Origin of the sequence: Brevibacillus fortis, from assembly GCF_003013395.1 — a bacterium.
In the GTDB taxonomy this organism is placed as follows: Bacteria; Bacillota; Bacilli; order Brevibacillales; family Brevibacillaceae; genus Brevibacillus; species Brevibacillus fortis.
On record NZ_PXZM01000064.1, the window covers coordinates 1 to 18,040 of the forward strand.

General features: G+C 48.7%; 1 pseudogene. It reads left to right on the plus strand.

Annotated features, from left to right (window positions below):
• Positions 1–17,991, plus strand: a pseudogene (locus tag C7R93_RS29105) (non-ribosomal peptide synthase/polyketide synthase); the annotation flags it as partial.
• Between the last annotated feature and the right edge of the window lie 49 nt (positions 17,992–18,040).

The following is an 18,040-nucleotide window of genomic DNA, read 5'->3' on the forward strand; positions in this document are numbered from 1 at the left end:
ATCAGCCTTCACTCGATGAATTGGGAGAGGCGATTCAGAATCACAAGGTGACTACACTTTGGCTGACAGCTGGTCTGTTTACGGTCATGGTTGATCACAAGGTGGAGTACTTGCACGGCGTGCGCCAACTACTTGTCGGTGGAGATGTTGTCTCCGCATCACATGTACGCAAGGTACTTTCGCTTGGCGGTATCACGGTGATTAACGGCTATGGCCCGACGGAAAACACGACGTTTACATGCTGCAATCCCGTCACGGAGCTTCCAGAAGGCGTCAACTCCTTCCCGATCGGCCGACCGATCAGCAATACTACGGTGTACGTATTGGACAAACATCAACAACCTGTCCCTCTGGGAGCAGCAGGCGAATTATATATAGGTGGAGATGGTCTCGCTCTTGGTTATTTGAACAATCCGGAGTTAACCGCAGAACGTTTTGTGGAGAATCCGTTTGACCCACAAGGAAATTCTCGCCTATACCGTACCGGTGACTTGGTTCGTTATTTGCCTGATGGCACGATTGAGTTTATCGGGCGTATCGACAACCAAGTAAAAATCCGCGGCTTCCGCATTGAACTAGGCGAAATCGAGACGGTGTTGCAGAGCCACCCAGCTGTAAAAGAATCATTACTCATGGTGAGAGAGGAAACTCCTGGTGACAAGCGCCTAGCGGCTTACCTCGTTTTTGCAGAAGAAAAAGAGGTTAATCACATCGAGATGCGATCATATCTCAAGGATAGGTTGCCAGAGTATATGATCCCATCCGCCTTCGTGAAGTTGGACAGTTTTCCACTGACACCAAACGGAAAAGTGGATCGCCGGGTGCTACCAATCCCTGACTATTCCCGAAATGAGGCGGATAGCGGTTATGTAGCACCTACAACGGAGCTGGAAATGAAATTGGCGGAAATCTGGAAAAGTGTGCTGGGTGTTGCGAACATCGGCATCTACGACAACTTTTTCGAATTGGGCGGCGACTCCATTCTCAGTATCCAGATCGTCGCAAGAGCCAATCATTCCGGAATTCGTTTCACACCCAAGCAACTTTTTGAAAATCAAACCATTGCAGAATTGCTACGCGTTGTTACTGATTTGAGCCAAGCAATAGATACAAAATGGGAAAATGAACAGGGCCCTGTTACTGGAAAAGTACCGCTCACTCCAATCCAAAATTGGTTCTTTGACTCCAATCAACCGTCGCTGCACCACTGGAATCAGTCGTTACTTTTGACTGTTCAGCAACCAGTAGACCTTGTTGTACTGGAGCAAACAATCGAGAGCCTACTGACCCATCATGATGCGTTGCGTATGCGCTTTTCACACCATGACGGCATATGGACGCAAATGATGGATGGCCTTGAAGAGAACGTTCCATTCCGTAGCGTGAATCTGTCTAACCTCTCTAAACAGGAGCAGGAGTCCAGGCTGGAGGAAATCTCCCAAGAAGTACAAGCGAGCCTAAATATCACAGAAGGTCCCATCGTACAAGCTGTGTACTTCAACATGGGCGAAGAGCAAGCTGGCCGACTGTTGCTCGTCATTCACCACCTAGTTGTTGACGGTGTATCGTGGCGTATTTTGCTGGAGGATCTACAACATACCTATGTTCAATTAGCGAACGGTCAAGACGTACAAATTCCAGCAAAGACGACTTCGTTCAGGATGTGGGCTGAACAATTAGTCGAGTATGCCAATTCAGACGACATCCAGCAAGCAAATGAGTACTGGCTTAAACAAGTTCACGAGGCGAGTCCGATCCCGATTGATCACTTTTATGAGCCGAGTCAGAACACGGAAGCGACAACCAAACAAGTAACATTCTCGTTAAATGCAGGAGAAACCCGTGCCCTGTTGCAGGAAACACTGTCTCCTTACCGTTTGAGAATGAACGATGTATTACTCGCTGCCTTAACAAAAGCGATGCACCGCTGGACAGGGAAACAGACGTTGTATTTCCATCTCGAGGGGCATGGACGCGAGGATATTTTGGAAGGAGCAGATTTATCCCGAACCGTTGGCTGGTTCACGAGTATGTATCCTGTACAGCTTACACTTGACCAGACGAAACCGTGGAACGAACTGCTGAAAACGCTCAAAGAACAGCTTCGAGCAATTCCGCAAAATGGAATTGGCTATGGTATCCTGCACTACTTAAGTCAGGATGACGAGCTGAAAGAGCAGTTGAAGTCTCGAATGAAGCCAGAGATCAGCTTCAACTACCTCGGCCAGTTTGATCAGGTAGTTTCGTCTAACGCTAAGTTTGGTATGGCTGCTGAATCGAGAGGCTCAAATCTTGCACCCGATTCCATTCGTGCTCATTTAATTGATGTAAACAGCGTCATTTCCGGAGAACAACTGCATATCACTTGGTTTTACAACGAAAACATCCACGAGAAAAGTACGGTGGAAGCAGTTGCTTGTGATTATATGGACGCCTTACGTGAGATTATGGAACATTGCCGCTCCGAAGAAGCAGGAGGCTATACTCCTTCTGACTTCCCGTTGTCTCGTCTGGATCAGCGCACACTCGACACCTATGTGGGTAGAGATCACTCTATCGAGAACATATATCCACTGACGCCGTTGCAGGAAGGAATGCTTTTCCATTCCCTATACGAACAAGAGGGTGGAGACTATGTGGTTCAATTCTCCATGACGATCCATCATTTGCAAGTCGATGCACTCCAACAAGCATGGCAAAAAGTCATAGATCGTCATTCTATTCTGCGTACCTCCTTTATCTGGGATGGAGTAGTCAATCCGCATCAAATTGTCCGCAAGCACGTACGGGTGACAGTCGATGAAAGAGATCTGCGACATTTACCAACGGATAGGCAGAAAGCAGCGTTAGATGCATTTTTGGAAGAGGATCGCAAGCGAAACTTCTCGATTACAGAACCACCTCTCATGCGTTTGACTTTATTCAGGATTAGCAACGAAGCGTATCGCTTTATCTGGAGCTTCCACCACGTATTACTGGACGGTTGGAGCCTGCCGCTCGTCCTGAAAGACTGGTTTGCCGCTTATCTAGCGCTGGCAGATGGAAGAGACATTCAGCTTGGGGCTGTACAACCTTTTTCCCAGTATGTTGCGTGGATCCAGCGTCAAGACTTACAAGCTGCGGAACGCTTCTGGCGCAACCATTTGAAAGGGATATACGGGCCGACACCAATAAATCTCGGACAAGCTCTCCAATCCCTTGGTGAACAAAAAACCTACGACGAGCGCTTTATCCGATTTTCGACCGAGTTTACAGAACATCTGCAATCATTTGCCCGTCAGCATCAGGTAACGCTGAATACGTTAATACAAAGTGCGTGGGGCATGATCCTTGGAGCTTATAGTGGTGAGACAGATGTCGTATTCGGGGCGACTGGTTCAGGACGTCCAGCCGATTTGCATGGCGTAGAAAATATGGTTGGTCTGTTCATCAATACGCTTCCGGTTCGAATCACACTCGATCCAAGCAAAACCGTTCAAGTATGGCTGCGCGAATTGCAAGAAATGCAATTGGAGATTCGCCAATATGAGTACACGCCGCTAGTTGACATCCAGAGTTGGAGCGAATTCGAGCGTAATACATCTCTGTTCGAAAGTATTTTTATCTTTGAGAACTACCCGATCGACGAGTCTGTAAAAGAAGTGGACAGCAGTATTCAGATTTCTGAGATAGACTCTGCGGAGCAAACAAACTATCCACTCACCGTAGTATGTGGCCCTGGCAAAGAATTTGTCCTCAAAATCGTTTTTGATCAAAACCGATTCGATCATGTACGTATCGAACGTGTCCTAGAGCAAATGACTCTTCTGCTCCAATCGATGACAGCAAATCCTGATCAACCTCTGGCTGATGTGTGCATGATCAGCGGAATCGAACAAGAGCAGGTTTTGGTCGAGTGGAACGAAACGAAGGTGGATTATCCTAGCGGGCTTTGCATTCATCAAGCATTTGAACACCAAGTGAAAAAGACGCCAGATGCGATCGGACTTATGTACAAAGAGATGGAAATGACGTATGCCGAGCTGAACCAGCGAGCGAACCAATTGGCGCATCATCTTCTTGCCCAAGGCGTGAAATCAGATACGCTTGTCGGTATTTGCATCGAGCGCTCTCCTGAGATGATCATAGGGATTCTCGGTGTGATGAAAGCAGGTGCCGCCTATGTTCCAATCGACCCGGCACATCCGCTAGAGCGTATTGCCTACATGATCGAGGATTCGCAGGCAAACATTGTGTTGACTCAGCAATCTCTGGCAAACCATTTGCTTACAACGAAGGCTCAAGTCATTTGCCTTGATAGTAATGCTCTGGAGAATGAACCTGTTTACGATGTGGTGAGTGGGATTACAGAACAAAATCTTGCTTATGTCATTTACACATCTGGTTCCACTGGCTTGCCGAAAGGTGTTATGGTCGAACACCATAGCGCGATGAATATGGCTTATTACCTGATCGAGTTGTTCCAAGTCCAGCCGTCTAGCCGTGTCCTGCAGTTATGTTCGTTCAGCTTCGACGTATCTGTCGCGGAGATCGTCATGGCTTTGATTTCGGGTGCGACCTTAGTCATTGAGGATCGGGAAATGCTCTTGCCTGGCCCTGAACTCATCTCTGTCTTGCAAGAGAAACAAATTACAACTGTGATGACGGTGCCGGCTGTACTTGCGGCATTACCTGACGCCGACCTACCTGATCTGAAAACATTAGTGATCGGTGGCGAAGCACCAAGCTATGAGCTCATCACTCGCTATGCAAATCATCGTCAATTTTTCAATTGCTACGGACCAACGGAGGCAACCGTTTGCACCACGTTCATGCAAATGGATACGAATCTGACGAACACGCCAATTGGCCGCCCAATCGCCAATGCTACCATCTACGTATTAGATACCAACTTGAAGCCTGTCCCGATAGGCGTACCAGGTGAGCTGTACATTGGTGGAAAAGGCTTGGCACGCGGTTACTGGAATCGTCCAGAGCTTACAGCGGAACGCTTTATTACTCATCCGTTTGGAGCGGAAGGCGAACGTCTTTATCGCACAGGCGATCAGGTGCGCTATTTGCAAGACGGTAACCTCGAATTCCTCGGACGTATCGATAATCAGGTGAAAATTCGCGGCTTCCGCATCGAATTAGGCGAAATCGAAAACGCAATGAGAAAGCACTCTGCGATTCGGGAAGCTGTCATTACCGTACGAGAAAATCGTTTGGCTGCTTATCTGATAGCAATGAGTGAAGAGAAGCCAGCCACAGAGGAGCTCGCTCTCTATCTGAAAGAGACATTGCCAGATTACATGATTCCAGCAGGCATAGTCTGGATGGAGGCTATTCCGCTTACGGTCAACGGAAAAGTAGACCACCGAGCACTACCTACACCAGATTGGGGACTTTTGACCACACAACAAGCGTATGTCGCACCTCGCACACCAACAGAAGAAATAGTGACTAACATTTGGACACAGGTGCTTTCCGTTGAGCAAGTCGGGATTCACGACGATTTCTTTGAACGAGGGGGGACATTCCCTCCTAGCTACCCAAGCAATTTCCCGTATGCGTCAAGCTTTTGGCGTAGATATGCCGCTTCGTACGCTGTTTGATTATCCGACAACGGCTGCGATCAGCGAAAAAATTACGACATTACTACAAGGGGAAGCGGGTCTCACTGACATCCCTCTCGTGTCCGTGTCGCGTGAAGGACACTTGCCACTCTCGTTTGCCCAACAACGTTTGTGGTTCTTGGACAAGCTGATGCCAGACAGTTCCGTATACAACATCCCATCTGCTGTTCGTCTGCATGGTGAGCTAGACGTCGAGGCATGGGAACGCAGTCTTAAGCTGATCATCCAACGTCATGAGAGCTTGCGTACAACTTTCTCGGATATCAATGGAGAAGCAGTTCAAGTCATTCATCCGAAGATCGAGTGGAACCTGGGACGAATCGACTTACGAGACTGGAACGAAGAGGAGCGAGAAGTAGAAGCATTGCGTCTCGCCATAGAAGATGCAGAACAATCGTTTCATCTGAATCAAGGGCCGTTATTACGCGCAAAACTGATTTGCATGGATGAACAAGCGTATGTATTTTTGCTCAATTTACATCACATCATTGCGGATGGCTGGTCCATGAGTGTATTCATGGGTGAGTTAGTCTCCATCTACGAAGCGTTGTCTGCTGGAGAAACACCACAGCTTGCCGAAATGCCGCTGCAATATGCAGACTATGCCACATGGCAACGCAATTGGTTACAAGGAGAAGTATTGGAGCAACAATTAGCGTATTGGAAAAAACAATTAGGCGATGCAGAACCACTTCTGAGATTGCCGACAGATCGTCCACGCCCTGCCGTTGCGAGCCAAAAAGGGGCGATGCATACGATTAGGCTATCAGAAAAACTGCTTGCCGATCTAAAAGCGCTCAGTCGTGAAGAAGGATCAACCTTATTCATGACCTTGCTAGCTGCCTTTCAGACCCTGCTCTATCGCTACAGTGGTCAAAAAGACATCCTCGTCGGAAGCCCGGTCGCAGGACGAAATAGACAGGAAATGGAGTCACTTATTGGTTTCTTCATTAACACCTTGGTAATGCGTACGGACATGTCTGGGGAACCAACCTTCCAAGACTTGCTTGCAAAAGTACGAGAGACCGCACTGGAAGCTTATGCGCATCAAGACCTGCCGTTTGAAAAACTGGTTGATGAACTGGAGCTGGAACGAAGCCTAAGCTACTCGCCGTTGTACCAAGTGATGTTCGTACTGCAGAACATTCCGATGGAAGTACAAGAATTGTCCCAGATTCGCATCGAGCCTTTCCACAGAGGTCAGGAGGGTGTAAGCGCCAAGTTTGACATCACCTTGACCACCGTAGAAGCAACTGATGGACTGATCGCAACATTCGAGTACAACACCGATCTTTTTGATCCAGCAACGATCGAGCGTATGGGGATACATTTCTCCCACCTGCTGGAGGCGATTTCGGTAAATCCGATGCAACCGGTCACCGCCATACCTCTCTTGAGTGATATGGAAAAGGAGCAACTTCTCCTTCAATGGAATGATACAAATGTACCTTTTGAACGTGAAACATGCGTGCATGAGAGGGTTGCACTGATTGCACAAGAGTTGCCAAACCAATTAGCAGTTGTTTCCGAAGAAGGGCAGATCACCTATGCAGAACTGGATGCCAAAGCGAATCAGGTAGCGAACTACCTGCAAAAACAGGGAGTATCCTCCGAAACACTTGTCGGCATCTGCGTAGAACGTTCCATCGATATGCTCATCGGTCAACTGGGAATACTCAAAGCTGGCGGTGCTTATGTCCCAATGGATACGGCGTATCCACAAGAGCGTCTTGCTTTCATGATGAAAGATGCCAATATGCCAGTTGTATTAACCCAAGAACGACTGTTAGGGCGATTGCCGGAAGGAACTGCATCATTCATCTGCTTGGATCGTGATTGGAATATCATTTCGGAAGAGAGCAGCGAGGCACCCAACATTGCAATGACAACTGAGAATCTGGCGTATGTCATCTATACGTCTGGCTCTACTGGAACACCAAAAGGGGTAGAGATCGAACATGCCGCCTTGTTAAATCTCATTTTCTGGCACCAACGGTCGTACAGCGTAGATTCAAATGATCGAGCTTCACAAATCGCAGGGACAGCCTTTGATGCATCTGTTTGGGAAATCTGGCCGTACCTAACAAAGGGAGCAACGCTTTATCTCCCATCTGAAGAAATTCGTCTTGTACCTGAGGAACTCAGAGATTGGCTTGTTGCATCGGGTATCACGATTAGCTTTTTGCCAACGCCATTGGCGGAAAGATTGCTTACCTTGGAATGGCCAATCAACACGAAGCTGCGCTATATGCTCACAGGGGGCGACAAGCTACACGATTACCCACCAGCAACAATGCCGTTTACTCTTGTGAACCAATACGGTCCAACCGAAAATGCGGTTGTCGCCACAGCAGGTACCGTTCCGACAGAAGCTACTCATGTATTCGCACCATCCATCGGACGTCCAATAGACAATGTGCAGGTATACGTCCTTGATGAAAAGCTAAAACCTGTGCCGATTGGTGTAGCCGGAGAGCTCTATATCGCAGGAGACAGCTTGGCACGGGGCTATCTGAAGCGCCCTGATCTAACCAAAGAGAGGTTCGTAGCCAATCCATACTCACAAAAACCGGGAGCGCGCATGTACCGAACGGGAGACCTGGTTCGTTACCTGCCAGATGGAAACATAGATTTCATTGGTCGTGCAGACGATCAGGTGAGCATTCGAGGATTCCGGGTCGAACTGGGTGAAATTGAAACTGCTCTGTACACTCATCCAGCGGTAAAAGAAACCATCGTCCTCGTACGTGAGGATATTCCGGGTGTAAAACGACTCGCAGCCTACGTCGTACTTGGAGAAAAACAAGAGATTCAAGCAAGTGACTTCCGTAGCTATCTAAAGGAAAAGCTGCCTGAGTATATGGTGCCAGCTGCATTTGTCATCATGGGTAACCTACCGCTGACCCCAAATGGTAAGGTAGATCGACAAGCATTGCCTCTACCTGATTTATTACACACTGAAACAGAAGGCAGTTTTGCTGCTCCGACAACTGCTATTGAGGCTACGCTTGCAGATATATGGAAAAAAGTTCTAGGTATTAACAAAGTTGGTGTTTATGACAACTTTTTCGAGTTAGGTGGAGACTCCATCCTAAGTATCCAAATTGTTTCTCGAGCCAATCAGGCTGGAATTCGTTTGACACCGAAACAGCTCTTGAGGAATCAAACCATCGCGGAACTGGCAAGTGTCGTGACAGCGAATGGCGGCATACAAACAGTAAAAATTAAAGCAGAACAAGGCATCTTGACGGGAGAGGTGCCGCTCACGCCAATTCAATCGTGGTTCTTCACGACTGAACAACCGTCGATCCATCATTGGAACCAATCCTTGCTTTTGACGGTTCAACAACCCGTTGACCTGACTGTTCTAGAGCGTGTCATCGAGAGTTTGCTCACTCATCATGACGCATTACGTATGCGTTATAACCATACGGAGCAAGGCTGGACCCAACATATGGAAGGGCTTCCTGAGACCATTCCATTCCGTAGTGTGGACCTGTCCGCTGTTCTAGAAGAAGAACAAGCCGATCGTCTGGAGCAAATCGCAAACGAGGTGCAATCAAGTCTACATGTAAGTGAGGGACCTGTTTTCCAAGCCGTTTACTTCCATCTTGGAGCGGACCAACCTGGTCGTCTGCTGATTGTTGCCCACCATCTGGTGATAGACGGTGTGTCCTGGCGCATTTTGCTAGAGGATCTGCAAACTGCTTACGGGCAACTTGTAAACGATCAAGAGGTGCAATTCCCAGCGAAGACGACTTCATTCAAGTCATGGGCAGAGCAATTGCAATCCTATGCGAATTCCGAAGCGTTCGAGCCGGAAAAAGCGTTCTGGCTGGGCCAGAGTGATGAAGTGAGTCCACTGCCAATTGACCGTGCCTTCGAGCCAAGTCAAAACACAGAGGCAACCTCCAAACAAGTCAGTCTTGCGCTCACTATTGAAGAAACTCGCGCGTTGTTGCAGGATACGCTTTCGCCTTACCGCCTGCAAATCAATGATGTGTTGCTTACCGCTTTAACCAAAGCTATGAATCGGTGGACAGGTGAAAAGATAGTGGCCGTTCATCTGGAAGGGCACGGACGCGAGGAAATTATCGAAGGAGCAGACTTATCCCGCACAGTTGGCTGGTTTACGAGTATGTACCCGGTACAGCTCTCGAATGACCCTTTGAAGCCGTGGGGTGACGCTTTGAAAGCGGTCAAGGAACAGCTTCGTCGCATTCCAAAGAAAGGTGTCGGCTACGGCATTTTCCGATACCTCAGTCAGGATGAGGAGTTGCAAAAACTCCTAAGTGAAAAGCCGAAGCCAGAAATCAGCTTCAACTACCTCGGACAGTTTGATCAGATCGTTCAAGCCGAATCGAGATTTGGCATGGCGCAAGAATCAAGAGGCTCCAATCTGGGGAAAGACACAATACGTCAGCACCTGATTGATGTAAACAGTGTCATAACCGGAGAACAACTCCATGTCACATGGATATATAGCGAAAACATTCACGAGGAAAGCACGGTTCAAGAGCTTGCTTGCAACTATCTGGAAGCTTTGCGCGAGATCATTGCCCACTGCCAGTCCGAAGAAGCAGGCGGCTATACGCCATCTGACTTCCCACTAGCGCGAATGGATCAACGTGCTATCGACAAGCATCTGGGACAGGATCGCCTGATCGAGAACGTCTATCCACTCAGTCCATTGCAAGGTGGCATGCTGTTCCACTCCCTGTACGAGCAAGAGGGGGGAGACTATATTGTTCACTTTGCCATGACGATGGAGGGCTTGCACGTCGATGCGTTTGAACAGGCGTGGCAAAAGGTAGTGGATCGTCATCCGATTCTACGTACCTACTTTGTTTGGGAAGGTTTAGAGGCACATCAGATTGTACGCAAACAAGTAAAAGCATCTGTAGAAAAAATCGACCTTCGTCATTTGACGACGGAGCAGCAAAAAACGGAACTGGCTCACTATCTAGAAGCTGACCGTAGACGAAATTTCGAGATTGCTTCTCCACCACTCATGCGTTGGACGTTGTTCCACTTACGCGAGGGAATTTATCGCTTCACTTGGAGCTTCCATCATGTATTGCTTGATGGTTGGAGCGTCCCGATTGTACTAAAAGACTGGTTTAGTGCTTATGTGTCCATAGCAGAAGATAGAGAGGTTTCGTACAGCTTCGTCCAACCATTCTCTGCGTACATCGATTGGGTACAGCGTCAAGACTTGAGTGCTGCCGAACATTTTTGGCGCGAACAGCTTAAAGACTTCCACGAGTCTACACCATTAGCTATGAGTAACCACTCAGGCGGCCGGGAAAATATGCCGAAAGTGTACGAAGAGAAAGAAATTCGCTTATCGGCGGAAATGACTTCACGTTTGCAAGCCTTTGTCCGTACCCATCAGTTGACGTTGAATACGCTTGTCCAAGGGGCATGGGCTCTCATCCTGAGCCGATACGGCGCAACGGATGATGTCGTCTTCGGTGCAACAGTTTCCGGTCGTCCGGCTGAACTGCCTACCGTAGAGGGGATGGTAGGTCTCTTCATCAACACCCTGCCGATTCGTGTTTTGATAGATGCGAACAAATCGGTGCGGGAATGGCTACGCGAGATTCAAGAACACCAAGTGGAGCTTCGCCAGTTTGAGTACACGCCGTTGGTTGACATTCAAGGCTGGAGTGAAATGGCGCGGAATGCTGCCCTGTTCGAGAGCATCTTCGTTTTTGAGAACTACCCGATTGGTGAATCGGTAAAAGATGAACATGATCAGCTGCAATTATCTGACGTGGAGACGATGGAACAAACGAATTATCCAATCACTGTCGTCTGCGGTCCGGGTAAAGAGTTCATCCTTAAGATCAAATACGACCAAAGCCGATTCACGTCTGAAAATATCGAACGTGTACTGCACCAGATGTCTTACTTGCTCGAATCCATGATGGCAAAACCTGAACAGTGCCTCGCAGAGGTGTCGATGATCAGTGAAAACGAGCTCCAGCAGGTATTAGTCGAATGGAATGACACGAGCGTGGATTATCCGACTCAGCTTTGCATCCATCAGGCATTCGAGAAACAAGTGGAAAAGACACCTGATGCTATTGCACTCGTCTACAAGAAGATGGAGTTGACCTATGCCGAGCTAAACAAACGTGCAAATCAGCTGGCACACAGGCTGATTGCATCGGGTGTGCAACCGGATAAGCTAGTTGGCATTTGCGTCGAGCGCTCCCCAGAGATGATCATCGCTTTCTTCGGTGTGATGAAAGCAGGGGCTGCTTATGTGCCTATTGATCCGGCACATCCGCAGGATCGCATTGCCTACATGATCGAAGATTCGCAAGCGAACATTTTGTTGACGCAAGTATCGCTGAAAGACAGGCTACCAGTCCCTTCTAAACAGGTGATTTGCCTCGATAGCGATGAACTGGCAGATGAGCCTACCACAAACGTGGATATCAGCGTCAATGAGCATCATCTCGCATACGTAATCTATACTTCTGGATCAACCGGATTGCCCAAAGGCGTAATGGTCGAGCACCACTCGGTTATCAATTTGACACATGCCCTGATCCATTCGTTCCAAATCGATGCGACGAGCCGAGTTTTGCAATTCACATCATATAGCTTTGATGTTTCTGTCTCCGAGATCGCTATGACCCTGCTTGCTGGTGCCACACTAGTCATTGAGGATCGCGAATTACTTTTACCTGGTCCGGAGTTGATCCAAGTCCTGCTGGAACAACGCATCACGACGGTGACAATGGCTACCTCCGTACTATCTGCCTTGCCACAAGCGGATTTGCCAGACCTGAAGACCCTGATTGTCGGTGGGGAAGCGTTAAACCGTGAGCTTGTCGCCCTTCACGCGAAGGATCGCCAGTTCTTTAACTGCTACGGACCAACAGAAACAACTGTCACCGCTACTCTCATGCGTTGTCAGAATAACGGCGAAAATCCATCAATCGGCCGACCCATCGCCAATGTGGAAGTGTATGTACTGGATGCATACCGGCGACCTGTGGCAATAGGCGTACCAGGCGAGCTGTACATCGGCGGAAAAGGAATAGCCAGAGGGTACTGGAATCGTCCTGAGCTTACGAAAGAACGCTTTATCCATCATCCGTTCGGCAAGGAAGGAGAACGCCTCTACCAGACTGGTGACCTGGTTCGCTATACGGAAGACGGACATCTCGAATTCCTCGGACGAATTGACGACCAAGTCAAAATTCGTGGTTATCGAATCGAGCTGGGCGAAATCGAAAATAGACTCAGACAGCATCCAGCCGTTCAGAATGTCGTAGTTATCGCGCGTGAGGAGCGGGAAGGAGACAAGCGTTTAGCAGTGTATCTCGTTGCAGCAAACGAACAACAACCGGGTGATGCTGAGCTTATACACTACCTGAAAGAGACCCTACCGGAATACATGGTTCCATCAGGTTACGTATGGATGGCAGAGATTCCGCTCACGGTCAACGGGAAAGTAAATCGCCGTGCCCTTCCAGCACCGGATTGGGGACAAGCGGGGACAGAGAAAGAATATGTGGCACCGCGTACACCAACAGAGGAAATCATTGCCCATATTTGGTCGCAGGTTCTTTCCGTTGAGGGAATTGGCATCCACGATGACTTCTTTAATCTAGGTGGACATTCGCTCTTGGCTACCCAAACCGTTTCCCGCCTGAAAGAAACATTTGGTGTGGAAGTACCACTCCGTGCCTTGTTCGAAAATCCTAGCGTGGCACAAATGAGCGAAAAGTTAACCGGTCTACTGGAAGCCAAATCGAATGTTGCCAGCATTCCACTCGCACCCGTTTCTCGCGACCAGCATCTACCGCTTTCATTTGCACAACAACGCTTGTGGTTCTTGGACCGCTTAATGCCGAACAGCGCTTTGTACAACATCCCGTCTGCCATGCGGATGCAGGGACACCTCAACATACATGCATGGGAACGTAGTCTGCAGATGATCATCGAGCGACATGAGAGCTTGCGAACAACCTTCACTGACATCAACGGGGAAGCGATACAAGTCATTCACCCAGAAATCGCGTGGAGCATGGGCAAGATTGATTTGCGTGATCTACCTGAAGAGGAGCGTGACAACGAGGTACATCGCCTGGAGAGAGAAGAGGCTACCAAGCCATTCGACCTAAGTACAGGACCTTTACTACGGGCCACGATCATCCAGATCGGCGAAGAGAATTTCGTCTTCCTGCTTAACATGCACCATATCGTATCTGACGGCTGGTCGATGAACATTTTCATACGAGAGCTGGTTGCGATTTATGAAGCGCTTTGCAAGGAAGAAACGCCGCAACTCACCGCCATGCCACTACAATATGCAGACTTTGCAGCTTGGCAGCGTGAATGGCTACAAGGAGAGGCGCTGGAGCAACAACTCGCATACTGGAAAGCGAAACTGAGTGGCAGCGAGCCGCTATTGGCCTTACCGACGGATCGTCCGCGTCCACCTGTACAGACATATAATGGAGCCTTATATACGACGAGTTTCCCAGCTGAGTTTGTGGAAAAATTACACGCGCTCAGCCGACAAGAAGGCGCTACGCTCTTTATGACCTTGCTCGCGGCTTTCCAAATCCTGCTTCATCGCTACAGCGGTCAAGACGACATTATCGTCGGAAGTCCGGTTGCTGGACGCAATAGACAAGAAACGGAGTCATTAATTGGCTTCTTCATCAACACACTGGCGATGAGAACCGATATGTCTGGCGCTCCAACCTTCCGTGAACTACTTGCAAGAGTACGCGAGTCTGCACTGGAAGCATATACCCATCAAGACCTGCCCTTTGAAAAGTTGATAGATGAGCTGGAGCTGGAACGTAGCCTAAGCTATTCGCCGCTCTATCAAGTCATGTTCGCTCTGCAAAACTTCCAAATGCAGGCTCATGAACTTGAGGGCATTCGGATTGCTCCGTTTGAAAGTAAGAGCCAAGAAGTGATGTCCAAATACGACATCAGCTTGACTATGGCAGAAACGCCAAACGGCCTGATCGCTACGTTCGATTACAATACAGATTTGTTCGACCAAACAACGATGGAGCGAATGGTGAATCATTTCCATCATTTACTGGAGGGAATAATCGACCAACCTGATCGATCGATCATGGCGTTACCACTGCTTCGTCCGGATGAACGTGAACAGCTTATATTCGTGTGGAACAACACAGCTACAAATTACACGTATGAGAAGACAGTACACGAGCTAGTCGCCGAAATGACAAGGAAAATGCCGAATCAACTGGCAGTCGTCTCCAAGGAAGGCTCGCTCACCTACGCAGAGCTGGATTCTAAAGCGAATCAACTGGCGAACTACTTGCAACAACAGGGGGTTACGACAGAGACTCTCGTTGGGATTTGCGTCGAACGCTCTGTCGAGATGCTGATCGGCCAATTAGGGATTCTCAAAGCAGGCGGCGCGTTTGTTCCGATGGACCCATCTTATCCAAAGGATCGCCTTGCCTTCATGATGAATGACACGAACATGCCGATCGTCTTGACCCAAGAACGCTTGCTTGAAGCATTGCCAACAGGTGATGCAACGTTTATTTGTCTCGATATCGATTGGGATTTGATTGCGGATGAGAGCACTGAATCACCCGAAATCGCGACGACAACGAACAATCTCGCCTATGTCATTTACACCTCCGGTTCTACCGGAACACCAAAAGGAGTGGAAATCGAGCAACGCGCTCTATTGAATCTCATCTATTGGCACCAGCACGCTTACAACGTCACGCCAGAAGATAAAGCATCACAAATCGCCGGAACAGCCTTCGACGCCGCTGTCTGGGAAATCTGGCCGTATCTGACGGCTGGAGCCACGCTGTATCTGCCACAAGAAGAGATTCGTCTCGTACCGGAAAAACTGCGTGATTGGCTCGTCGACTCAGGAATCACGATCAGCTTCCTGCCGACGCCATTAGCAGAGAGCTTGATGTCTGTTGAATGGCCGACCGATTCAGATTTGCGCTACATGCTGACAGGTGGTGACAAACTGCATCACTATCCATCGGCTCATCTGCCATTTACATTGGTAAATCAGTATGGGCCAACGGAAAATGCCGTCGTAGCTACAGCAGGCATCGTTCCTGTACAAGCTAATCAGATAGCTGCACCAACAATCGGACGCCCAATCGACAATGTGCAAGTATACGTTCTTGACGCAAAGCTGCAACCTGTGCCGATCGGTGTTGCAGGCGAACTGTACATTGCAGGGAACAGCTTGGGTCGCGGGTATCTAAAACGTCCTGATCTGACACAAGAACGCTTCGTCGAAAATCCGTTCGCTCACATTCGAGGGGCAAAAATGTACCGCACAGGAGACCTTGTCCGCTACCTGCCGGACGGCAACATCGAGTTTATCGGTCGTGCCGACGATCAGGTGAGTATCCGTGGTTTCCGCGTCGAGCTGGGCGAGATTGAAACCGCTCTGTACACTCACCCTTCTGTCAAAGAAACGATAGTCCTTGCCCGTGAAGATATGCCAGGTGTGAAACGACTGGCCGCGTATATCGTGCTAGAGGAAGGTGGAGAGGATCAAGCTGGGAACTTCGACAGCTACCTCAAAGAAATACTGCCGGAGTACATGGTACCAGCCGCATTCGTAATCATGGATGGTCTGCCACTCACTCCAAATGGCAAAGTAGACCGTCGTGCATTACCTATACCGGAGTACACAGTGAGTAATGGAGAATTCGTTGCTCCAGAGACGTTTGTCGAGAGAGTATTGGCCGAAATATGGAAAAAGGTTCTAGGAGTAGAGCAAGTCGGAATTCACGATAACTTCTTCGAACTCGGTGGTGATTCGATTCTAAGCATTCAGATCGTGTCCCGCGCAGCCCAATCTGGCATTCGCTTGTCACCGAAGCTCTTGTTCGAAAATCAGTCGATTGCCGAGTTGACACAAGCGATCGGGGAGTCGGTTAACATTTTCGCCGAGCAAGGCATCGTCACAGGGGAAGTGCCGCTCCTGCCGATTCAGCGCTGGTTCTTCGAGCAAAAATTGGCAGATCGCAATCACTGGAACCAATCTGTACTTTTAACAGTCAAACTGATCGATCCAGAAATTTTGAGACAAGCATTCTATCACTTGCTCGGACATCATGATGCCCTCCGCCTCCGCTTCTACCATCAGGAGGGAAAATGGAAGCAAATCAACAACGATTGGACAGATATTATTCCATTTACCGTAGAGGAATTGGGTCATTTGCCGTATGAACAGCAAGTAAAGCGAATCGGGGAAATCTCTGAGGAAGCTCAGGCAAGCCTGCATCTAGCGGAAGGTCCGTTGCTCCGTGCCGTCTACTTCGATTTGGGCAGTGAACAGGAAGGCCGCTTGCTAATCGTCATTCACCACTTGGCAGTCGATGGTGTGTCTTGGCGCATCATCACGGAAGACTTGAATAAGGCCAGCACCCAATTGCTTCAAGGCAAGCAGGTGCAACTGCCGCCAAAGACCAGCTCCTACAAGTATTGGGCTGAAAAATTGACGGAGTACGCTCAATCGGACAGCCTGCGAGAGGAAGCGGATTATTGGTTAAGCAGCCTCGATACAGAAGTAAACGCTCTGCCAAAAGATTATGAGAACGGAAAGAACCGAGAGCTTACTGCTAGGATGGTTTCTGTTGCACTTACACAGGAAGAAACCAAAGTACTCTTACAGGAATTGCCTTCGATCTACCAAACTCAGATCAATGACGTCTTGCTCACTGCATTGGCAGAAGCGATCTTCGTCTGGACTGGAAATCAAACCTCCCTAGTCCACTTGGAAGGACACGGACGTGAAGAGCTCTTCGACGATGTCGATCTGTCCCATACCTTGGGGTGGTTCACGAGCATGTATACTATCCTCTTGGATACGAGGGGTACTACCTCTCTCAAAGAAGCGCTACAAACGACCAAAGAACAGCTGCGTAGCATTCCGAACAAGGGGATCGGCTATGGAATTCTCCGTTACCTGAACGAAGAAATGACTGAAAAGTTCAAGTCTTTGCCAAAAGCAGAGATTAGCTTTAACTACCTCGGTCAGCTTGATCAGGCAGTCGATGACACAGAATCCTTGTTTGGCTTTGCAAACGAAGCAAGAGGCGACAACTTCAACCGCAACTCAGAACGTCAGCACCTGCTGGATTTCGGTAGCTCTGTCGTTGGGGGACAATTGATTGTCACGATCGCCTTCAGTGAAGAGATTTATCTTAAAGAAACTGTCAAAGATTTGGCGGAGTACTACGTAAATGCGCTACGTCAATTGATCGAGTTAGGTCAGACGGAAACGGCCGCAACAGCAACTACAAGTGATCTGTCCGAATTCGGTTGGGATGATGAAGAGATTGCCGACTTACTAGATCTTATCCAAGACAAGTAATGAATACGAACTGCATAGAGGCGTCAATCACGGCGCCTCTATGGCAAAT